This is a genomic window from uncultured Oscillibacter sp. (assembly GCF_900544955.1).
GTDB lineage: Bacteria > Bacillota > Clostridia > Oscillospirales > Oscillospiraceae > Oscillibacter.
Genome location: NZ_UQXD01000041.1, coordinates 1 through 20,501, shown reverse-complemented (window position 1 = coordinate 20,501; position 20,501 = coordinate 1). Strand labels below are relative to the sequence as shown.

The 20,501-nt window shown below is 64.2% G+C and carries 18 protein-coding genes; 3 read left to right on the top strand and 15 right to left on the bottom strand.

Translation table 11 applies throughout. The features are described 5' to 3' along the window. The 14 genes from QZS21_RS11665 to QZS21_RS09385 form a co-directional block, all read right to left on the bottom strand. A partial coding sequence (locus QZS21_RS11665) for a helix-turn-helix transcriptional regulator (RefSeq protein ID WP_366557601.1) occupies positions 1-457 on the bottom strand: 457 nt, incomplete at its 3' end. A gap of 180 nt (positions 458-637) precedes the next feature. Further along, a complete protein-coding gene (gene argF, locus QZS21_RS09445) occupies positions 638-1,621 on the bottom strand; it encodes an ornithine carbamoyltransferase (protein WP_295582728.1) in 984 nt (327 codons plus the stop codon). Between the two features lie 84 nt (positions 1,622-1,705). Continuing rightward, the gene (locus QZS21_RS09440) at positions 1,706-2,884 is read right to left on the bottom strand and encodes an aspartate aminotransferase family protein (RefSeq protein ID WP_295582726.1); all 1,179 of its coding nucleotides are present in this window, start codon (positions 2,882-2,884) and stop codon (positions 1,706-1,708) included. A gap of 3 nt (positions 2,885-2,887) precedes the next feature. Next, on the bottom strand, positions 2,888-3,748 hold the full coding sequence (argB, locus tag QZS21_RS09435) for an acetylglutamate kinase (RefSeq protein WP_295582724.1): 861 nt from the start codon (positions 3,746-3,748) through the stop codon (positions 2,888-2,890). Between the two features lie 43 nt (positions 3,749-3,791). Beyond that, entirely contained in the window at positions 3,792-5,018 is a 1,227-nt protein-coding gene (gene argJ / locus QZS21_RS09430; protein ID WP_295582722.1) for a bifunctional glutamate N-acetyltransferase/amino-acid acetyltransferase ArgJ, read from the bottom strand. 75 nt (positions 5,019-5,093) lie between these two features. Continuing rightward, the gene (gene argC / locus QZS21_RS09425; protein WP_295582720.1) at positions 5,094-6,032 is read right to left on the bottom strand and encodes an N-acetyl-gamma-glutamyl-phosphate reductase; all 939 of its coding nucleotides are present in this window, start codon (positions 6,030-6,032) and stop codon (positions 5,094-5,096) included. Position 6,033: 1 nt separating this feature from the next. Beyond that, complete coding sequence (locus QZS21_RS09420) at positions 6,034-6,693, bottom strand: hypothetical protein (RefSeq protein WP_295582718.1); 660 nt, start codon at positions 6,691-6,693, stop codon at positions 6,034-6,036. A gap of 10 nt (positions 6,694-6,703) precedes the next feature. Continuing rightward, positions 6,704-8,092: an argininosuccinate lyase gene (argH, locus tag QZS21_RS09415; RefSeq protein WP_295582716.1), complete on the bottom strand. Its 1,389-nt coding sequence runs from the start codon at positions 8,090-8,092 to the stop codon at positions 6,704-6,706. 130 nt (positions 8,093-8,222) lie between these two features. Continuing rightward, positions 8,223-9,449, bottom strand: a complete 1,227-nt coding sequence (locus tag QZS21_RS09410) for an argininosuccinate synthase (protein ID WP_295582714.1) — start codon at positions 9,447-9,449, stop codon at positions 8,223-8,225. 344 nt (positions 9,450-9,793) lie between these two features. Beyond that, positions 9,794-10,888 (bottom strand): DUF4367 domain-containing protein, encoded by a 1,095-nt coding sequence (locus QZS21_RS09405; RefSeq protein WP_295582711.1) that lies wholly within the window; start codon positions 10,886-10,888, stop codon positions 9,794-9,796. Continuing rightward, on the bottom strand, positions 10,881-11,399 hold the full coding sequence (locus QZS21_RS09400) for an RNA polymerase sigma factor (RefSeq protein WP_295582730.1): 519 nt from the start codon (positions 11,397-11,399) through the stop codon (positions 10,881-10,883). Before QZS21_RS09400 ends, QZS21_RS09405 begins: the two co-directional genes overlap by 8 nt. 117 nt (positions 11,400-11,516) lie before the next feature. Further along, the gene (locus QZS21_RS09395) at positions 11,517-12,875 is read right to left on the bottom strand and encodes a lyase family protein (RefSeq protein WP_295582709.1); all 1,359 of its coding nucleotides are present in this window, start codon (positions 12,873-12,875) and stop codon (positions 11,517-11,519) included. A 254-nt stretch (positions 12,876-13,129) separates the two neighbouring features. Beyond that, positions 13,130-14,299 carry a MalY/PatB family protein gene (locus tag QZS21_RS09390; RefSeq protein ID WP_295582707.1) on the bottom strand — a complete coding sequence of 390 codons (1,170 nt, stop codon included), beginning with the start codon at positions 14,297-14,299 and terminating at the stop codon, positions 13,130-13,132. A 117-nt stretch (positions 14,300-14,416) separates the two neighbouring features. Then, a complete protein-coding gene (locus QZS21_RS09385; RefSeq protein WP_295582705.1) occupies positions 14,417-15,433 on the bottom strand; it encodes a LacI family DNA-binding transcriptional regulator in 1,017 nt (338 codons plus the stop codon). Between the two features lie 306 nt (positions 15,434-15,739). Between QZS21_RS09385 and gap the strand changes: the two genes are divergently transcribed. The 3 genes from gap to QZS21_RS09370 all read left to right on the top strand — a co-directional run bounded on the left by gap (position 15,740) and on the right by QZS21_RS09370 (position 19,487). Beyond that, positions 15,740-16,753 carry a type I glyceraldehyde-3-phosphate dehydrogenase gene (gene gap / locus QZS21_RS09380; protein WP_295582703.1) on the top strand — a complete coding sequence of 338 codons (1,014 nt, stop codon included), beginning with the start codon at positions 15,740-15,742 and terminating at the stop codon, positions 16,751-16,753. Between the two features lie 251 nt (positions 16,754-17,004). Further along, a complete protein-coding gene (locus QZS21_RS09375; RefSeq protein WP_295582701.1) occupies positions 17,005-17,949 on the top strand; it encodes a hypothetical protein in 945 nt (314 codons plus the stop codon). Positions 17,950-18,395: 446 nt separating this feature from the next. Next, the gene (locus QZS21_RS09370) at positions 18,396-19,487 is read left to right on the top strand and encodes a mandelate racemase/muconate lactonizing enzyme family protein (RefSeq protein ID WP_295582698.1); all 1,092 of its coding nucleotides are present in this window, start codon (positions 18,396-18,398) and stop codon (positions 19,485-19,487) included. 629 nt (positions 19,488-20,116) lie between these two features. Here the strand turns inward: QZS21_RS09370 and QZS21_RS09365 are convergent. Continuing rightward, a partial coding sequence (locus QZS21_RS09365; RefSeq protein WP_366557600.1) for a hypothetical protein occupies positions 20,117-20,501 on the bottom strand: 385 nt, incomplete at its 5' end.

Below are 20,501 nucleotides of genomic sequence, written 5' to 3'. Positions count from 1 at the left end.
TGAAGCCTTTTCTTCCCTGAAAAAGCAGGGCGTGGACAAGCTGCGTCAGAAGCTGGACAGCTGGTTTAACGATATTCCGCCACATGAAGATCCCGAGGCTGCTGCAGAGCAACCCCTCTCTACGTCCCGGATAGCGGCGCCTGGCGCCCTGTCCCGCCGCCTCCGCATACTTGGCGGCGATGGCCTCCGCCGCCTGGAGCTCCCGGTCCGTCAGTCCCTCCCGGGGGACCTCGCCGCCGGGGTCCTCCGGCTCCACGCCCAGCAGCCGCCCCACGGAGACGGCGAAGAGGCGGCTCATGGCGATGAGGTTTTCCAGCTCCGGCACGGCGGCATCCGACTCCCACTTGCTCACCGCCTGGCGGGAGACCCCCAGCCGCTCCCCCAGCGCCTCCTGGCTGAGGCCCGCAGCCCGGCGGCCCTCCTGAATACGGCCTCCCAAGGTTGTCTGTTCCTGCATAGTTTCTCCTCCTTTTTAAGGCCATGGTAGCAAAGGGCCCGCCCCGGCGCAACCATCCGCCCGTTTCTTTTTGTCAACCGGCGGTTGCGGCCCCGGCGCCCCGGGGGATTCCTCCCCCAGAATACCACATCCTCCGGCAAAAAGAAACGCCCCTCCCGCGGGAGGGGCGCTTTTGGCGGGTTATTTCATCAGCTCGTACAGCACGGCCTTGATGGTGTGCATCCGGTTTTCCGCCTCGTCAAAGACGATGGACTGGGGGGACTCGAAGACCTCGTCGGTGACCTCCATGGCATCCCGGCCGAACCGCTCCCCCATCTCCTTCCCCACCTTGGTCTTGTGGTCGTGGTAGGCGGGCAGGCAGTGCATGAAGCGGCACTGGGGGCCGGCGTTGTCCATGAGAGCTTTGGTCACCTGATAGGGCCCCAGGGCGGCGATGCGCTCCTGCCACACCTCCGCCGGCTCGCCCATGGAGACCCACACGTCGGTGTAGAGCACGTGGGCGTCCCTGGTGGCGGCCATGGGGTCCTCCAGGAATTCCAACACGGCGCCGGTCTCCCGGGCGATGTCCCGGCAGACGGCCACCAGGCGCTCCTCCGGCATGTAGGCCCTGGGGGCGCAGGCCACGAAGTGCATCCCCATCTTGGCGCAGCCCACCATCAAGCTGTTGCCCATGTTGTACCGGGCGTCCCCCAGGTACACCAGCTTCACCCCCTGGAGGGTGCCGAAATGCTCCCGGATGGTGAGGAAGTCCGCCAGAATCTGGGTGGGGTGGAACTCGTTGGTCAGCCCGTTGAACACGGGGACCCCGGCGTACCGGGCCAGCTCCTCCACCAGCTCCTGGCCGAAGCCCCGGTACTCGATGCCGTCAAACATCCGGCCCAGAACCCGGGCGGTGTCCGCAATGGACTCCTTCACGCCGATCTGGCTGCCGGTGGGGCCCAGATAGGTGGAGCCCATGCCCAGATCCTGGGCGGCCACCTCAAAGGCGCAGCGGGTGCGGGTGGAGGTCTTCTCAAAGATGAGGGCCACGTTTTTGCCCTCCAGATACCGGTGGGGAACGCCCGCCTTCTTCTTGGCCTTCAGGTCCGCGGCGGTGTCCAGAAACCGGCCGATCTCGGCGGGGGTGAAGTCCAGCAGCTTCAAAAAATGGGTGTGATTGTCCATAGATACCTCTCTCTTTTCTCCGCCGGGCGCAGGGCGGCCCGGCGGCATATCAATTGGAACCCCGAACGTTGTGGCAGGGCACGTTCAGCCCAAAACCGCCTGCAGAATGTCCACGCCCTGGTCCATCTCCTCCCGGGTGATGGTCAGGGGGGGCAGCAGCCGCATCCCGGAGCCGGCGGTGAGCACCAGGAGGCCGCCCTCGATGAGCCGGTTCGCCAGGGCCTTGTTGGAAAAGCCCTCCCGCACCTCGATGCCGATCATGAGGCCCATGCCCCGGGTCTTCCCGAAGCAGGGCAGGTTCAGCGCCTCGATCCGGCTGCGCAGGTAGTCGCCCTTCTCCCGGACCTCCGCCAAAAAGGCGTCGCTCAGCGTCTCCTGCACCACCAGTCCCGCGGCGGCGCAGACGGGGTTGGCGCCGAAGGTGGTGGCGTGGGTGCCGGGGGTGAGGACGTCCCGGCACTTCCCGGCGGCCAGGACGCCGCTCATGGGCAGTCCGCCGGCGATGCCCTTGGCGAAGGAGGCCGCGTCGGGCAGAATGCCGTAGTGCTGGAAGGCGAAGAGGCTGCCGGTGCGGCCCACGCCGGTCTGGACCTCGTCCGCCAGCAGCAGCCAGTCCCGCTCCGCGCAGAGCTTCGCCAGCGCCTGGACGTAGGACGGCTCCAGAGGCAGCACGCCCCCCTCCCCCTGGATCAGCTCCACCATGACGGCGCACACGTCGTCCCCGGCCTGGGATTCCAGGGAGGCGAGGTCGTTGGCGTCGATGTAGCGGAAGCCCTCGGTGAAGGGGAAGAAGTAGTTGTGGAACACCTCCTGGCCGGTGGCGGTGAGGGTGGTGATGGTGCGGCCGTGGAAGGAGTTGTTCAGGGTGAGGATGGTGGCACGGCCCCGGCCGTACTTGTCGAAGCTGTACTTTCTCGCCAGCTTGATCATGCCCTCGTTGGCCTCGCCGCCGCCGTTTGCGAAGAACACGTTGCTCATGCCGGTGCGCTTGCAGAGAACCTCCGCCAGCCGGGCGGGGGGCTCTGTGTAAAAGAGGTTGGACACGTGGCCCAGCTTTGCCGCCTGATCTCCCAGGGCCTTGGCCCAGGCCGCATTGCCGTAGCCCAGGCAGCTCACGCCGATACCGCTGGTGAAGTCGATGTACGCCCGGCCCTCGGGGGCGTACAGCCGGGCGCCCTCGCCGTGATCGACGGCCACGGGGTAGCGGCCGTAGGTGTTCATGATGTACTGGCCCGTCAGGGCCTGGATCTCCGCTGAGTTCATCTCTCAGTCCTCCTTTTTCAGCATGGTGCCGATGCCCTGGTCGGAGAGCAGCTCGATCAAAATGGAGTGGGGAATGCGTCCGTCCAGAATGTGGACCCGCTCCACGCCGCCGGCGATGGCATCCACGCAGCACTCCAGCTTGGGAATCATGCCGCCGGAGATGGTGCCGTCCGCCACCAGGCCCGGCACCTCGTAGGTGTGGACCACGTGGATGAGGGTATCCTCGTCCCGGGGGTCCCGCAGAAGGCCCCGGACATCCGTCAGCAAAATCAGCTTCTCGGCGTGGAGGGCCTGCGCCAGCTTGGCGGCGGCGGTGTCGGCGTTGATGTTGTAGGCGGTGTCGGCGTCCATGCCCTGGGCCACGGTGGACACCACCGGGATGTACCCCGTCAGCAGGGCGTTTTCCACCGGCTCGGGGTCCACGCCGGTGATTCTGCCCACCAGGCCGTACCGCTCGTCCAGCCGCTCTGCCTGGAAGAGCTGCCCGTCCATGCCGCACAGGCCGATGGCCCGGCCGCCCAGGCGGTTGAGCTGGGCCACCAGGTTTTTATTCACCTTGCCGCACAGAACCGCCTGGACCACGTCCATGGTCTCCTCGTCGGTGTAGCGCAGGCCGTCCACAAAGCGGGAGGGGTGGCCGATTTTTTTCAGCATGTCGGAGATCTCCGGCCCGCCGCCGTGGACCACCACCACCCGGATGCCCACCAGGCTCAGGAGGATGATGTCGCTCATGACGGCCCTGCGCAGGCCGTCGGAGATCATGGCGTTGCCGCCGTACTTCACCACGATGGTCTTGCCGGTGAATTTTTGAATATAGGGCAGGGCCTCCACCAGGGTCTTGGCCTGCTGCGCGTGGGATGACATAGCGCTCACTCCTTTTGATGGGGCGGGGCCGCCTGAGCGGACCTCAGGTGCGGTAATCCCCGTTGATCTTGATATAGTCGTAGGTGATGTCGCAGCCCCAGCAGGTGCAGCTTCCATCCCCCTCGCCCATGGCGATGCGGATCTCCACATCGTGCTCCGTCAAAATCCGTTTGGCCAGGTCCTCGTCAAAGTCCAGACCCCGGCCCCGGCGGCACACAGCGATCTCCCCCGCCGCGCTGGCAAAGGACACGTCCACGGCCTCGGGGTCGAAGTCCTCCCCGGAGTAGCCCATGGCGCACAGCACCCGACCCCAGTTGGCGTCGGCGCCGAAGATGGCGGCCTTGGTCAGGGTGGAGGAGACGACGGACTTGGCCACCGTCTCGGCGCCCGCCTCGCTCCCGGCCCCCGTCACCGTGCAGGTGATGAGGTGCTTGGCCCCCTCGCCGTCGGCGGCCATCTGCTGGGCCAGGCGGATGCACAGGGCCTTCAGCGCCGAGACAAAGGCCGCGTAGTCCTCCCCCTTGGCGGTGATGGCCGGGTTGCCCGCCAGGCCGTTGGCCAGGACGATGCAGCTGTCGTTGGTGGAGGTGTCTCCGTCCACGCTGATGCGGTTGAAGCTGACGTTCACCGTCTCCAGCAGGGCGGCCCGGATCATCTCCGGGGAGATGGCGCAGTCGGTGGTGAGGAAGCAGAGCATGGTGCCCATGTTGGGGTGAATCATGCCGCTGCCCTTGGCGATGCCCCCCAGGCGGACGGTCTTCCCCCCCACCACGGTCTCCACCGCCGCCTCCTTCTTCTCGGTGTCGGTGGTCATGATGGCGTGGGCCGCCGCGTCGCTGGCCGCCTCGGAGCGCTCCAGGGCGGCGTGCAGCGCCGGCACACCCGCCTCGATGACGCCCACGTTGAGGGTCTGGCCGATGACGCCGGTGGAGGACACCAGCACGTCCTCCCCCCGGCAGCCGATGGCGGCGGCCGCCGCCGCGCACATGCGGACGGCGTTCTCCTCCCCCTGGGGGGCGCAGGCGTTGGCGTTGCCGCTGTTGGCGATGATGGCCCGGGCCCTCCCGTCGGCCAGGTGCTTTTTGTCCACGTGGATGGGGGCGGCCTTCACCACGTTTTTGGTGAACACCGCCGCCGCCGCGCAGTCCACGTCGGAGACGATGAGGGCCACGTCCTTTTTCCAGGCCGCGTGGGTCTTGACCCCCACATGGATGCCGGCGGCCCGGAAGCCCTGGGCGGCGCAGACGCCGCCTGCAATAAAGTTCAGCATAAGAGTACCTCGCTGTCTCAATTCAGAATTGGAAGGCGGGCGGCCCCGGTCTCCAGCCCCGGGCGCCCCGCTTTCCTACACGCTCAGGCCGGTCAGCTCTGGAAGGCCCAGCATCAGGTTCATGTTCTGGACGGCGGCGCCGGAGGCGCCCTTGCCCAGATTGTCGAACAGGGCGGTGACGGTGGTATGGGTCTCGCCGCCGCAGACCACCAGGGTCAGGGTGTCCTTCCCCGCCAGGGTGTTGGCGGCCAGCATGGGCGTCTCCCCGCCGAAGGGGGCCACCCGCACCAGCGCCTGGCCCCGGTAGTGCTCGCACAGCGCCTCCCAGACGTCCCGGGCGGCGGCGCCGCCGGAGAGCAGGGCGTTGTGCAGAGAGACGGTGGTGGCCATGCCCTGGTAGTAGTCGTCCACCACCGGGGAGAACGCCGGGGGCCGGGTCAGGCCGCAGACCTTCTGCATCTCCGGCAGGTGCTTGTGCCGCTGGTCCAGGCCGTAGATGCGGGGGCTGGACAGCGCCTCGTCTCTCTCCCCCTCGTACTGGGCAATCATCTTCTTGCCGCCGCCGGAGTAGCCGGTGAGGGAGAAGCACACCAGGGGGTAGTCCGCGGGGAGCAGCCCCGCGGACACCAGGGGGTAGACGCCGGAGATGAAACCCGTGGCATGGCAGCCGGGGTTGGCCACCCGATGGCTTTCCGCAATGGCCCGGCGGTGGCGGGGGGACAGCTCCGCAAAGCCGTACTCCCATCCCGGGGCGGTGCGGTGGGCCGTGGAGGCGTCGATGATGCGGGTGGCCGGGTTCCCCACCAGGGCCGCCGCCTCCCGGGCGGCATCGTCCGGCAGGCACAAAAACACGATGTCCGCCCCGTCCATCAGCCGCTTCCGCTCCCGGGGGTCCTTCCGCTTCTCCTCGTCGATGACCAGCAGCTCCAGATCGTCCCGCCCCGCCAGGCGGTCGTAGATTTGCAGGCCGGTGGTGCCCTCCCGGCCGTCGATATACACCTTGGGTTTGCTCATCTTATGTCCCCTCTCTCACCGGAAATTCCACGAAGGCCAGTCCCGCGCTCTCGTTGTACAGCACGGTGAAGTCCAGCGCCGCCGGGTCCCGGTACTCCTCGGCCCATCCGGCGTGAAAGTCCTCCGGCAGCTCCGCCTCCGCCGCGCCGGGCAGGCACAGCAGCAGCGTTTCCGCCCCCTCCAGGCCGTAGGACTCGGCGGCGATGTACCGCACGCCGTCCGCGTAGGAGACCGCCGGGGCCTCCTCCCGCTCCTGGGCCTCCACAGCCACGGAGTAGGTGTGCTCGCTCACCTGCCGGGGCGAGCCGAGTTTTCCGCTGAAGGCACAGGTATACACGGTCCCGTTGGGAAAGTCCTCCCCCGTAACGCCCATGTCCGAATCGTGGTACACGCCGGAGAAGGCGCCGTCCTCCGCCACCGTCAGCTCCATGGACCAGCCGCCTGCGCCGCTGGCCAGCAGGAGGGTGTCCGGCAGGGAGGCAAAGAGCGCCTCCGGGGAGACCGGCTCTTCACCGGGCGCCGGATCCTTTTCGGTTGCCGGCTCCTCTTGGGACGCCGGGTTCTCCTCTGTGGGAGCGTCCTCCATAGCCGCCGGGGGCGGCGCGGCGCAGCCCGCCGCCAGCAGCAGCCACGCCAGGGCCGCCAGAATGCCTTTCTTCATGCGCCTCTCCTCACTGCCAGGCGGTCCGCTCCGCCACAAACTGCTCCACGGCCTCCATCTGCCGGGTGGTCTCGCCGACGGCGGGGCCGCCGTGGCTCCGCCGCAGGGCCATGCAGTTCTCCAGGTTCAGCGCGTCGTAGACGTCCGCCTCAAACAGGGGCGACACGGCCCGCAGCTCCTCCAGGGTCAGCTCCTCCAGGGTCTTGCCCTGGGCGGTGCAGGCGGACACCAGGCGGCCCACGGCGGTGTAGGCGTCCCGGAAGGGCATCCCCTTTTTCGTCAGGTAGTCGGCGCAGTCGGTGGCGTTGATGAAGCCCTTCCCCGCCGCAGCGCGCATGTTGTCCGTGCGGACGGTCATGGTGTCCAGCATGGCGGTGAACACCGGCAGGCACATCTCCACGGTGTCGATGGCGTCGAACACCGGCTCCTTGTCCTCCTGCATGTCCTTGTTGTAGGCCAGGGGCAGGCCCTTCATGGTGGTCAGCAGGCTCATCAGATCGCCGTAGACCCGGCCGGTCTTGCCCCGGACCAGCTCCGCCACGTCCGGATTTTTCTTCTGGGGCATGATGGACGAGCCGGTGGCGTAGGCGTCGTCCAGCTCGATGAACTTGAACTCCCAGCTGCACCAGAGGATGATCTCCTCGGAAAAGCGGCTGAGGTGCATCATCAAAATGGACAGGGCGCTCATCAGCTCCAGGGCGTAGTCCCGGTCGGACACGCCGTCCAGGGAGTTGGACATGGGGCCGTCAAAGCCCAGGGCGGCGGCGGTGGCGAAGCGGTCGATGGGGTAGGTGGTGCCCGCCAGGGCGCCGGAGCCCAGCGGGCACTCGTTGAGCCGCCTGCCGCAGTCCTCCAGCCGGGTGACGTCCCGGCGGAACTGGGCGGCGTAGGCCATCAGGTGCTGGGCGAAGGAGATGGGCTGGGCCCGCTGGAGGTGGGTGTAGCCCGGCATGACGGCGGTCTGGTACTTCCTGCCCTGGCGGCACAGCACCGCCAGCAGCTCCAGCAGCTGCCCCGTGAGAACGGGAATCTGCCTCCGGACGTACATGCGGAAGTCCAGGGCCACCTGGTCGTTCCGGGACCGGGCGGTGTGGAGGCGCTTGCCGGCGTCCCCAATGCGGGCGGTGAGGAGGGCCTCCACATTCATGTGGATGTCCTCGTTCTCGGCGGTAAAGGCCACCTTCCCCGCCTCGATGTCCTCCAGAATCTCCCGGAGGCCCCGGGTGATGGCCGCCGCGTCCTCCCGGGAGATGATGCCGCAGTCCGCCAGCATGGCGGCGTGGGCCAGGGAGCCGGTGATGTCCTCCCGGTACAGCCGCTGGTCGAACTGGATGGAGGCGTTGAAGTCGTTCACCAGGTCATCGGTCTCCTTTTGAAACCGTCCGCCCCATAATTTCATAGTCGTGTATCCTTTCACCGCAGACGCGGGGCGAAGAAATTCTCCGTCCCGCACCGCGTTTTTCTTTTCAAATGTGCCCCAGGGGCAGTCCCCGGCGCGCCCGCCCCCGGCAGAAGGGGCGGAGGGTCTCTCAGAGCTTTCCCTGCTCCCGCAGCGCCAGCACCGTGTCCGGCAGGCCCCACAGGTTGATGAAGCCGGTGGCGTTGGTCTGGTCGTAGCTGCTCTCGTTGAAGGTCACCAGCTCCTCGGAGTACAGCGACTCGGGAGAGGTGATGGCGGCGGTGATCATGTTGCCCTTGTAGAGCTTCAGCTTCACGCTGCCGGTGACATGGACCTGGGTGGCGTCGGCAAAGGCGCTGAGGGCCTCCCGCAGGGGGGTGAACCACTTGCCGTTGTACACCAGGTCCGCGAAGTCCACCGCCAGCTTGCTCTTCATGTGGGCGGTATCCTTGTCCACGGTGAGCATCTCCAGGCACTGGTGGGCCTTGTAGAGGATGGTGCCGCCGGGGGTCTCGTACACGCCCCGGTCCTTCATGCCCACCAGCCGGTTTTCCACGATGTCCAGCAGGCCGATGCCGTTCTCGCCGCCCAGGCGGTTCAGCTTGCGGATGATGTCGCTGGCCTTCATCTTCTCGCCGTCTACGGCCACGGGCACGCCCTTTTCAAAGTCGATGGTGACGTAGGTGGGGACGTCGGGGGCGGTGATGGGGGAGACGCCCATCTCCAAAAAGCCGGGCTTCTCATACAGGGGCTCGTTGGCGGGGTCCTCCAGATCCAGTCCCTCGTGGCTCAGGTGCCACAGGTTCTTGTCCTTGGAGTAGTTGGTCTCCCGGGAGATCTTCAGCGGCACGTTGTGGGATTCGGCGTAGTCGATCTCCTCGTCCCGGCCCTTGATGTCCCACTCCCGCCACGGGGCGATGATGGTCATGTCCGGGGCGAAGCGCTTGATGGCCAGCTCGAAGCGGACCTGGTCGTTGCCCTTGCCGGTGCAGCCGTGGCAGATGGCGTCGGCCCCCTCGGCCTTGGCGATCTCCACCAGCTTTTTGCCGATGATGGGCCGGGCAAAGGCAGTGCCCAGCAGGTACTGCTCGTAGGTTGCGCCCATCTTTAGGGAGGGGAGGATCACCTCGTCCACCATCTCGTCGGTGAGGTCCGCGATGTACAGCTTGCTGGCGCCGGTTTTGAGGGCCTTCTCCTCCAGCCCGTCCAGCTCGTCATTCTGCCCCACGTCGCCGGCCACGGCGATGATCTCGGGGTTGTTGTAGTTCTCCTTCAGCCAGGGGATGATGATGGAGGTATCCAGGCCACCGGAATAGGCCAGCACGATCTTCTTGATGTCTTTCTTATCCTTCTTCATGATGGAAGCTCCTCCCGTGTTGTTTGGATGATGTTTGGATTATACGCCCTAACTGAATATTTATGCAAGTGTCATGTTGCACAACATTTCCGGGTTCCTTTCAACGCTTTTGCTCATTTTGCCAATATCTTCCTCCGCCACATCTCCCTGCGGCGGCCTTGACCTGCACGGGGCGGGGACTGGGGGCCGCCGGATGGATGCAAGTGTGTATATATTCACCAAATGTGCATAGTTTTCCGGTTTCCCGCAGCTTCTCTCCTCGCTCCGCTCCCCGGCGCCGCCGAAAAACGCCACGCCCCGGCGCATCATGCGCCGGGGCGTGGCGTTGCAAAGCCATAGCGGTGCTATTCGGCCGTCACGCTCTCCGCCATGCGGAGCAGGGTGTCCCGGTCCAGCGCCCCCCGGAGGCGGAAGGTGACGCCGTCCTCCGTCCACACCAGGACAGCCGTCTGGTCCGCGTCCGCCAGGCGGTAGGTCTCCCCCTCCGCCCCGCTGCCCACGGTGACGGTGACGCCCCCGGCGTCCTCTGCCGCTGGGGCCCAGTACCGCCCCTGGACGCCCCGCACCGTCACGGCCTCCGCCTCCCCCGGCGGCACCGCCAGGGGCCCGGCCCCCGCCGAAGCATAGAGCCAGGAACACACGGTGCCGTCCGCCGCCGTGAACTGCTCCTCCACCGCCTCCCGGAGGACGGAACGGCCATAGGGCTCCCCGGCCCCCTCCGGCAGCCAGCCCAGGCGGTACGCCGGCAGCGGCTCCGCCGCCGTCTCCGCGACGCCCTCCGCGATCTCCTCCAGCGCCGGCCGGTCCAGCGGTCCCTGGAGCTGGAACAGGACGCCGTCCGCCCCCTCCCAGACCAGCAGGTTTCCGGCCTTGTCCCGGTAGAAGTCGGCGGGCCGGCCGTTCACCGCGGCGGCCTCCCAGGCGTCCTCCGCGTCGCAGGAGAGGGTGGCCCCCACGCTGCCGCCGGACCAGCAGTGAAAGGTCAGGCGCTCCTCCCCGTTCCGGTAGTACCAGGTCACGGCGCCGCCCGGCCCCGGCGTGCCGAGGCTGTACAGCCGCCACCCTTCCGGCAATGCACTGGGCCGCCACCGGGGCGGCTCGGCGGAGGGCGCCGCCTCCGCCGTGGGGGAATAGTGAATACTCGGACCGGTAAGCTCCCGCAGCCAACCCAGCACCGCCGCCCGGACCGTGGGGCTTACGGCCATGGCCGCCCCCAAGGCCACCGCGCAGGCCAGCGCCGCGCAGGCGGCGCTTTGCACCGCCCGCCGCCAGAGGGGCCTGGCCCGCTTTTTCGCCCAGCGGAAGGGGTCCGCCAGCAGCCGGGCCCGGCGGCGCAGATACCGGGGAGAGAACTCCGGCTCCCCCGCCGGGACGGCGGCATAGTCCGCCAGATTTGCCTCCATCAGCGCCCGCCGCAGCAGCGCCTCCCGCTCATCCACAGGACTTCCCCCCTCTCTCCAGCGCCTCCGCCAGCAGGGCGCGCCCCCGGAGCACCCGGGTGGCCACCGTGGACTCATTGAGGCCCAGCCGCCGGGCGATCTCCCGGTTGGTCCGCTCCTCCACGCATTTCAGCTCCAATACCCGGCGGTAGCCCTCCGGCAGCGCCCGGATCAGCGCCACCAGATAGCGGTACCCAGCCTCTCCCATCTCGGGGGCGGGCGGGTCCCAGCCCTCCGGCAGGCGAACCGTCCGCCGCTCCTGGCGCAGCAGGTCCAGCGCCGCGTTTTTCACTACCGTCACCGCGTAACCCCCGGCCTCCTCCCGGGGCAGGGCCGCCACCCGCTTCCAGTGCCGCAGCAGCTGAAACCAGGTCTGCTGCACCGCGTCCTCCGCCTGGGTGGGATTTCCCAGTATGCGGAGCGCCACGGCGTAGAGCTTTTTCTCCCAGGCGTCATGAAGCCGCAGAAACCGCACCCGGTCCTCCTCCGTCTCCAGCATGGCAAGATACATCGCCAGCAAAGCCTTCGCCTCCTCTGTGTCAAAATCCGTCTCTCTGCTTTTACAACGGCGGAGGGCAGAAAAGTATCCCGCCCCCGCGAAATAAATCGCAGGGGCGGGATACCGCCGTCAAACCATCTTCTCCGGCCGCACGGTCTCGTCAAACTCCTCCGCCGTCAAAAGTCCCAGGGCCAGCACCGCCTCTTTTAGGGTGGTGCCCTCTTGAAGGGCCTTTTTGGCGCAGGCCGCCGCCGCCTCATAGCCGATTTTGGGCGTCAGGCAGGTGACCAGCATCAGGGAGTTGCGGAGGTTCTCCTCCATCCGCTCCGCGTCGGGGGTGATCCCCTCCACGCAGTGGACCCGGAAGGACTCGCACACATCCGCCAGCAGCCGGGCGGACTGGAGGAAGTTGTAGGCGGACACCGGCAAAAACACGTTCAGTTGGAAGTTCCCCTGGCTGGCGGCGATGCCCACGGCGGCGTCGTTGCCCAGCACCTGCACCGCCGCCATGGTGACGGCCTCGCACTGGGTGGGGTTCACCTTGCCGGGCATGATGGAGCTGCCGGGCTCGTTTTCCGGGATGTGCAGCTCCCCCATGCCGCAGCGGGGGCCGCTGGCCTCCCAGCGGATGTCGTTGGCGATCTTCATCAGGTTGGCCGCCAGGGCCTTCAGCCCCCCGTGGGCGAAGACCAGGGCATCCTTGCTGGTGAGGGCGTGGAACTTGTTTTCATCGGGCGCAAAGGGCAGGCCCGTCATCTCCGCCAGCGCCCGGCACACCATGGCGTCGTACCCCCGGGGGGCGTTGAGCCCGGTGCCCACGGCGGTGCCGCCGATGGCCAGCCGGCAGAGCTCCGGCAGGGCCAGGCGCAGCATCCGGCAGGGCGCCGCCACCAGCTCCCGCCAGCCGGAGACCTCCTGGGCAAAGCGGAGAGGGGTGGCGTCCTGGAGGTGGGTGCGGCCAATGCGGATCAAATCCGGGTAGGCGGCCTCCAGGCGGGCAAAGGCGGCCTCCAGCCGCTCCGCCGCGGGCAGCACGTCCTTTGCCACGGCGATGGCCGCCGCAATGTGGAGAGCGGAGGGGAAGGTGTCGTTGCTGGACTGGGAGGCGTTCACATGGTCGTTGGGATGGAGGGCCACCCCCCGCTCCGCCGCCAGGTGGGCGATGACCTCATTGACATTCATATTGGTCTGGGTGCCGCTGCCGGTCTGCCACACCACCAGGGGGAACTCCCCGTCCCACTGCCCCGCCCGGATCTCCCGGCAGGCGGCGGACACCGCCTCCGCCTGGGCGGCGGTGAGCTTGCCCACAGAGGCGTTGGCCCGGGCGCAGGCCTCCTTTAAGTACGCAAAGGCGGTGATGATCTCCCGGGGTTGGCGCTCGCCGCCGATCTTGAAGTTCTCCAGGCTCCGCTGGGTCTGGGCGCCCCAGCGGCGGTCCGCCGGGACGGCGATCTCTCCCATGGTGTCGTGTTCCATCCGGGTGTTCATAGCGTTTTCCCCCATCTAAAATTGATGATTTGGGATCATTATACCGGGCGAGTGGGGAAATTACAAGACGGAAGTGACGGTGCGGGGACCCGATGCCGGGGGCGAACGTCCCTCCTCCCGGCCAGACAGGTAAGGCGCTCCTGTCCCCTCCCTCCCCGCTGTGGACCCTCCGCCCCCGCAGCACCAAAACCAGGGCGGCGCCTCCGCAGGAAACCGCCTGCGAAACCGCCGCCCCGGTGGAAACCGATTCTTCTTTACAGTGCCTTCACCGCCGCCTCCAGCCGCGCCATGGCCTGCTCCAGCACGCTTCTGGGGCAGGCGGCGTTCAGCCGCATGAACCCGCTGAGGCTCCGGCCGAAGGACCATCCGTCGTTCAGCCCCAACCCGGCCTTTTGAATCATGAAGTCGTGCAGCGCCTGGTTGCTCAGCCCCAGCCCCCGGCAGTCCAGCCACATGAGATAGGTGGCGTCCGGGGCATAGGTCCTGACGCCGGGGATGTGGGCCTCGCAGTACGCCGTCACATAGTCAAAATTGGCGCTGAGATAGGGCAGAAGCTGCTCCAGCCACTCCTCCCCGCCGGTGAAGGCCGCCTCCATGGCGGTGAGGGAGAAGGCGTTGTTCCGGTGAATGTCCATGCACTGCCAGTAGTGGTCGAAGACCCGCTTCATGTGCGCGTTGGGGAACACCACCGTGCTGGCCTGAAGGCCCGCCAGATTGAAGGTCTTGGTGCCGGAAATACCAGTGACCGCATAGGCCCCGATCTCCGGGGACAGCGACGCCACCGGGGTGTGCTTCTTCCCGTGGAAAATCAGGTCGGAGTGAATCTCGTCGGAGAAGAGCACCACGTGGTGTTTCATGCACAGCTCCGCCATCCGCCGCAGCTCCTCCGGCGTCCAGACAATCCCCAGGGGGTTGTGGGGGCTGCACAGCAAAAACAGGTCCGCCTGGGCCACCTTCTCCTCAAAGTCCGCCCAGTCCACGCTCCACTTGCCGTCCCGCTCCACAAACCGGTTTTCCAGCACATTCCGGTTCCAGGCCTCCGCCATGTCGTAAAACTCCGAGTACACCGGCGTCTGGATCAGCACATTGCCCCCCTCCGGGGTGAACAGCTTCACCATGGCGGAGATGGTCTGCACCACCCCCAGGCTGAAGCTCATGAGCTCCGGGCGGATGTCCCAGCCGTTGCGGCGCTTTTGCCAAGCCCGGATGGCCTCAAAATAGCTCTCCGGCCGGGCGGTGTAGCCCCAGATGCCCTCCTGGGCCCGGGCGGTCAGGGCGTCGATGATGGGTTGGGCGGTGCGGAAGTCCATATCCGCGATCCACAGGGGAATGACGTCCTCCGTGCCGAATTTCTTCTTCCGCTCGTCGTACTTGGCGGCGTGGTTTTGGGACCGGTCGATCACCTGGTCAAAATCATATCGCATGGAAATCTCGCTCCTCTTCGTCTTGGGATAGTCCCATCATGGCGGCTGCCGGGCCGTTTGTCAAGCCGCAAAAGCGTACAAAAGAGGGCCCGGCGCCGTTGGCGCCGGGCCTTGGGCTCACCGGTCGGAATGGGTCCAGGAATCCGGGATATTATAAGGACGGTAGGCGGAGGTCAGCACCTTTTCAAAGATGGGGGCCTCCGGGTCCTCGATGCGCTTGAGGATCTGCTCTCCGGCGGCCTCCCCCAGGTCCTCCACCGGCTGCACGATGCAGTCCATCTGGTTGGCGTATAGCTGGTAGAAATTGGAGTCGTAGTCCACAAAGCTCACCAGGTCGATGTCGCTGGATAGCCGGATGCCCTTCTTATGGAGATAGATGATGGTCTCCGAGGCCATCAGCCCCTGGCAGACGATCACCGCGTCGCACTTCTGCTCCAGCAGCTCGTCCAGGCAGGTCCGGGCGCTGTTTTCCATGGAGTCGCCGTAGCGGATCAGCGACTCGTCCTGGGGCAGGCCGCAGTCCACCACCGCCTGCTGGTAGGCGGAGATGCGCTCCTTGGTGGAGGACAGCCGGGGCAGTCCGCCGATGATGCCGATGCGCTGGTCCCCCTTCCCCGCCAGGCGGCAGACGCTGCGGTAGATGGGCTGGAAGTTGGACACGCAGATGGAGGAGTACTTCTTGACCTCAAAGGTCCGGTCCACCAGCACCACCGGAAAGCCCGCGGGAATCAGCTGGTCGAAGCGGCCGAAGTCCTCCATGGTGCTGGCCACCAGCAGCCCGTCCACCAGCCCCGCCGTCAGCAGGCGGATGTTGGTCTCCTCCCGGTCCATGTCCTCCTTGGTATTGGCGATGATCAGATGGTAGCCGTGGCCGGAGAGATAGTTCTCCACCGACTCGATCATGGTGCCGAAAAACTTGTTGGAGATATCCGGCACGATGAAGCCGATGGTCTTCTTCTTCCCGGTGCGGAAGCTGCGGGCGGAGGCGTCGGGGGTGTAGCCCAGCTCTGCGATGGCCTGGTACACCCGCTCCTTGGTCTCGCTGGAGACGTAGCGGGTGTTGTTGATGGTGTGGGAGACGGTGGCGGTGGAGACCCCCGCCAGCCGGGCCACGTCGCTGATGGTCACTTTCATATTTATCCATCCTTTGCGCAAAGGCATTTTCTCTTGCGTAATCAATTAGCAGAGACAGTATATGACACAATCCTACCATCCGTCAAGGGGCATTCCCCCATTTTTGTCATAAAATCTGTGCGGTCCGGCCATTATTTATCAAAAATCTACAATCCCTTTTTTTGAATGTTATCTGAATTGACAGTTGCAAAATCCAATTCCCTGTGATAGGATACACTTGATCTAGAGGATCAAACGTTTGCGCAAACGTTTTTGCTGAGGGGCGTTTTTCCTGCCTCTCACGTATGGAAAGGAGTCTATTTGACTATGAAAACCAAAATCGGCATCAATGGCTTTGGCCGCATCGGCCGTCTCGTGTTCCGCGCCGCCCTCTCCCGGGAGGATGTGGAGGTGGTGGGCCTGAACGACCCCTTCATGAGCCCCGACTATATGGCCTATATGCTGCGCTACGACAGCACCCACGGAAAGTTCCCCGGCGAGGTGTCCTACGAGGACAACGCCCTGATCGTCAACGGCAAGAAGATCGCCGTGTTCACCGAGAAGGAGACCAAGGACATTCCCTGGGCCTCCGTGGGCGCCGACTATATCTGCGAGTGCACCGGCCAGCACCTGACCAAGGAGAAGTGCCAGGGCCACATCGACGCCGGCGCCAAGCACGTGGTGATGGGCGCCCCCTCCAAGGACGACACCCCCATGTTCGTCATGGGCGTCAACAACCAGAAGTACACCTCCGACATGACCTTCGTCTCCAACGCCTCCTGCACCACCAACTGCCTGGCCCCCATCGCCAAGGTGCTGCATGAGAAGTTCGGCATCAAGGACGGCCTGATGACCACCGTCCACTCCGTCACCCCCACCCAGAAGCTGCTGGACGGCGCCTCCATGAAGGACTGGCGCGGCGGCCGGGCGGCCACCGCCAACATCATCCCCTCCTCCACCGGCGCCGCCAAGGCCGTGGGCAAGGTCATCCCCTCCCTGAACGGCAAGCTCACCGGCATGAGCATGCGGGTCCCCACCCTGGACGTGTCCGTGGTGGACCTGACCGTGAACCTGGAGAAGCCCGCCTCCTATGAGGACATCTGCAAGGCCATGAAGGAGGCCTCCGAGGGCGAGCTGAAGGGCGTGCTGGGCTACACCGACGAGCCAGTGGTCTCCTCCGACTTCCTGGGCGACGCCCGCACCTCCATCTTCGACGCCACCGCCGGCCTGGCCCTGACGGACACCTTCGTGAAGGTGGTCTCCTGGTACGACAACGAGTGCGGCTACGCCAACAAGATGGTGGAGCTGATCAGCTATATGGCCTCCGTGGACCACAAGTAAGCGCATCTTTCGAGAAAACCAGCGGCCGCCCTCGGGCGGCCGCTGGTTTTCGTCAACGTGTCCAAATATTAGCCGCACCATAGTTGACATTTTGTGGATTTTATGTTAAATTAAGGATGCAGAACAACCGTGTACCTCTGTGCTGGAGGAAAGGAGGAAAATTTATACAGGGTACACAAAATTCGCTGGGTGAACTCGTCAATTCTTTTTAGGCAGTAGGTGGCAACAGGGGAAATAGAAAGGAAAAGATTATGAAAAAGATCATTGCATGTTGTCTCGTGGTAACAATGATATTTTCCTTAGGCATTTCCGCATCGGCGTTAGGAACATCTGACGTTCAGCCATATTATGAAGAATTCGATTATGTGGATTCCCTTGGCGATACATATAGAGGCGTCTATACCCGTAATAGCGCCTCTGCCGTGGTCACTATTTATGACAGAAACGGAAACTTGGTCTCGAAGGCCGAACAGAAAAACGGCTCTAATCTCATTGTTGAATCCATCAGGGGAGAAGGCATCACAAGGTCCGATGGAATGATTACAAGAGTGATAAACATCCATGATTTGGTAATTCCTACACCTGCGAATGAAGTCGGTGGAAATGTACCCGCATTGTTATCCGATACAATTCCCGGATCGTCTTCTTGGCGGAGTAACGGATATTACAATACGGACTACCTGTACCTTGGAAACCGCCTGAGGGGAGAAGGCTTTTATCGGAACACCGGTAAGTATTCCGAGTATGATCGCGTTTCATATAAATTTGTTCAAGATACGACCATAAGTGCAATTGTTCTTGTGATAAGTGGATTTTATTCTTGGATGACTGCAGCAAAAGTTACACAAGTGCTAAGAGATTTGGGTGTTGGCATGGGGACTGCAGCAATTACAATGAGTTGGAATTTTCACGGTTGTGTCAGGGCCCTTACATTCCAGTTCAAATGCGAGATGGAGTACAATGGAACGGATGTTGTGATGAGTCAGATCGATAGAGATTTGGAATATTTATATGCTTATGATGACATTTCCGGAACGGAAAGTTATATTTTTGACGATTATTCATACAACAGTCCAACCCAGGCAGTGAATATGCGTTGCAGCGAGGTCGTCGGATATGGTGCAAAGGCGTTCAATGTCAAATATATCACACAAACCAATCCTTCGCTGCGGCTTCCGGTCAGTGGTCCGGTATGAAACGGGAGACAAAAAACCGCATCATAGAGACGTCCTATACCATATACAGTATCGGACATACTATTTTTAATATCCTTTGGACATTTTGGATCATCGACACAAAAATACTGTGGTGGCTATGGTGGACGCCCATGCCCGTTTTTCTCGTCATATTTGCAGTCAACCAGGAGGTCAACACCAAAAAAAGGGATACCCCCGAGAAACTGCTGTCCTGCATACGGACTGTGTCATGCGGGCTCGCGCCGCTCGTCCATTCCCCCCGGTTTTGACCCTCCACAAAGGCAATGAAACATCGAAACCGGCGGCCGCCCTCGGGCGGCCGCTCTTTTTCGTCAACGTGTCCAGAAGCGCCCGGAAAGTTTATCCTTTTTTCCAATGGCTTTTGAAGGGGAGTCCCTTTACAATAGAACTATCTGCGGCCAGGCCGCTTTTGAGGAGGAGAGCTTATGAACCGGATCCAGGATATCCGCACCGACTATTTCCGCGTCCCGCTGGAGGGCTGCCTGGTGGACGCGCTCCACGGGACCCACACGCATTTTGAGCTGGTCACCGCCACCGTCACGCTGGAGGACGGCAGCCAGGGCACCGGCTACACCTATACCGGGGGCTTCGGCGGCGGGGCCATCGCCAGGCTGCTGAAGGATGACCTGGCACCCCAGCTCATCGGCCAGGACTTCACCACACCGGAGGAGCTGAACGCCCGGATGAACCGCTGCATCCACTATGTGGCCCGGGGCGGCATCGCCTCCTTCGCCATCTCCGCCCTGGACATCGCCTTCTGGGACGCGAAGCTCCGCCGGGAGCATCTGCCCCTGTGCCGGGCCTTCGGCCAGGAGCCCCGCCCGGTGCGCACCTATTACGGCGGCATCGACCTGGCCTTCTCCGAAAAGGAGCTGCTGGACAGCCTCTCCGCCCAGTTGGAAAACGGCCACACCGGCGTGAAAATCAAGCTGGGCAAGGCCGACGGGCAGGAGGACATCGACCGGGTCCGGGCCGTGCGGAAGCTGGTGGGGAACGACGCGCTGTTCCTGGTGGACGCCAACATGGTCTGGGACGTGGACCAGGCCATCCGGATGGCCCGGCGGCTGGAGGACTTCGGCCTCTTCTGGCTGGAGGAACCCACCAACCCCGACGACTACGAGGGCTACGCCCGCATCGGTCAGGCCACCTCCCTCCCCATCTCCATGGGCGAGAACCTGCACACCGTCTACGAGCATGAGCTGGCCCTCCGGCTGGGCCGTATCTCCTACCCCATCCCCGACTGCTCCAACGTCTGCGGCATCACCGGCTTTGCGGCGGTGGCCAAGCTGGCGGAGGGCTACGGCCTGCCGGTCAGCTCCCACGGGATGCAGGAGCTCCATGCAAACCTGCTGGCGGGACTGCCCAATCCGGGGCTGGTGGAGTTCCACAGCTTCCCCATCTGGGCCTACACTGTGGAGCCGCCGGTGGTCCGGGACGGCTTCATCGCCCCCAGCACCCAGCCGGGCACCGGCGTTTCCTTCGACTGGGAGAAGCTGCGGCCCTACCGGGTGGGCTGACTCCAAAAATCCCCCGTCTGCCGGAGGCAGACGGGGGATGGTTTTTCTCTCAAAAGGCACCGGCCGGAATTCCTCCCATACAAAGCACAACCCCCCATTCGCTCCAGCGACGAATGGGGGGCTCACTTGTTGATTGGATCATTCAATAGTCAATACCTCGTGCTTTCTTGTTTGCCGTTCGAGTGCCAGTGGTACGGGGGATGGTAACTCAGGGTTCTGCCAATCCATGAAACATCGGGACACGCAGACGTCTGCTTGAACGCTCTCGTGCGTCTCATCATAGTGAGGTGTGTTTCGTCTTTGGGATACTTCCGAGGTTACGCAGTCTCGCCTTTCTTCTGGAACTCACGTTGGGACCTTTGATCGCTCAAACCTTGCCATCTTGGGAAACTCGGGAATCTTGAAATTGCTTTGGAATCTCAGGAATCTTGGAATCACAGGATTTTCGGGATGCTTGATCATGGGGTTCTCAACTCGAACGGCGCCGGGAATTCAGGTCTCTCGAGAATCTCTGAGCTTTCCTAGCCCATGGGACTCACTCCTTTCCTGTGACTACAATGTACAACACATCCGGCCATTTGTCAAGCGGTTTTATGCACTTTTCACATTTTCAACAAATGCAAATCGTTTTATTGCAGCAACTCGCACAAAGACGCCCGCCAGGACAGGGAGTCCTCCCAGGCAGCGTCCCGCAGGGCCTCCAGGTTCTCGCCGCTGTGCTCCACCTCGCAGCAAAACCGCCGCAGGGCCTCCTCCAGGCCGCACACCGCCGCCAGGCGCTCCACCGTCAGCACCGCCAGCACGCACAGTTGGGCCCGGCCCAGAAGGTCCCCGTCGTTGACGGCCTTCAGGAGGTGGCGGAAGGCGAAGTACACGGCAATCCGCTCCAGCAGCGCCTCCGGCACCGGCGCCCCGGGCGTCCCCGCCGCCCGGGCCAGCAGGTCCCGCCAGTCCGGCTCCAGGGCCTCCAGGGAGGCGAGAAAGGGCAGCGCGGCGTCCAGCAGCGGCGGGGCG

What these genes read in the sequence shown, in the direction of transcription:
- argB (WP_295582724.1), bottom strand. Translation starts at nt 3,748, where the DNA reads ATGTCATCCCACGCGCAGCAGGCCAAGACCCTGGTGGAGGCCCTGCCC.
- QZS21_RS09390 (WP_295582707.1), bottom strand. Translation starts at nt 14,299, where the DNA reads ATGCGATATGATTTTGACCAGGTGATCGACCGGTCCCAAAACCACGCC.
- argJ (WP_295582722.1), bottom strand. Translation starts at nt 5,018, where the DNA reads ATGCTGAACTTTATTGCAGGCGGCGTCTGCGCCGCCCAGGGCTTCCGG.
- gap (WP_295582703.1), top strand. Translation starts at nt 15,740, where the DNA reads ATGAAAACCAAAATCGGCATCAATGGCTTTGGCCGCATCGGCCGTCTC.
- QZS21_RS09410 (WP_295582714.1), bottom strand. Translation starts at nt 9,449, where the DNA reads ATGAAGAAGGATAAGAAAGACATCAAGAAGATCGTGCTGGCCTATTCC.
- QZS21_RS09395 (WP_295582709.1), bottom strand. Translation starts at nt 12,875, where the DNA reads ATGAACACCCGGATGGAACACGACACCATGGGAGAGATCGCCGTCCCG.
- QZS21_RS09370 (WP_295582698.1), top strand. Translation starts at nt 18,396, where the DNA reads ATGAACCGGATCCAGGATATCCGCACCGACTATTTCCGCGTCCCGCTG.
- argH (WP_295582716.1), bottom strand. Translation starts at nt 8,092, where the DNA reads ATGAAATTATGGGGCGGACGGTTTCAAAAGGAGACCGATGACCTGGTG.
- QZS21_RS09420 (WP_295582718.1), bottom strand. Translation starts at nt 6,693, where the DNA reads ATGAAGAAAGGCATTCTGGCGGCCCTGGCGTGGCTGCTGCTGGCGGCG.
- QZS21_RS09400 (WP_295582730.1), bottom strand. Translation starts at nt 11,399, where the DNA reads ATGTATCTTGCCATGCTGGAGACGGAGGAGGACCGGGTGCGGTTTCTG.
- QZS21_RS09385 (WP_295582705.1), bottom strand. Translation starts at nt 15,433, where the DNA reads ATGAAAGTGACCATCAGCGACGTGGCCCGGCTGGCGGGGGTCTCCACC.
- argC (WP_295582720.1), bottom strand. Translation starts at nt 6,032, where the DNA reads ATGAGCAAACCCAAGGTGTATATCGACGGCCGGGAGGGCACCACCGGC.
- QZS21_RS09440 (WP_295582726.1), bottom strand. Translation starts at nt 2,884, where the DNA reads ATGAACTCAGCGGAGATCCAGGCCCTGACGGGCCAGTACATCATGAAC.
- QZS21_RS09375 (WP_295582701.1), top strand. Translation starts at nt 17,005, where the DNA reads ATGAAAAAGATCATTGCATGTTGTCTCGTGGTAACAATGATATTTTCC.
- argF (WP_295582728.1), bottom strand. Translation starts at nt 1,621, where the DNA reads ATGGACAATCACACCCATTTTTTGAAGCTGCTGGACTTCACCCCCGCC.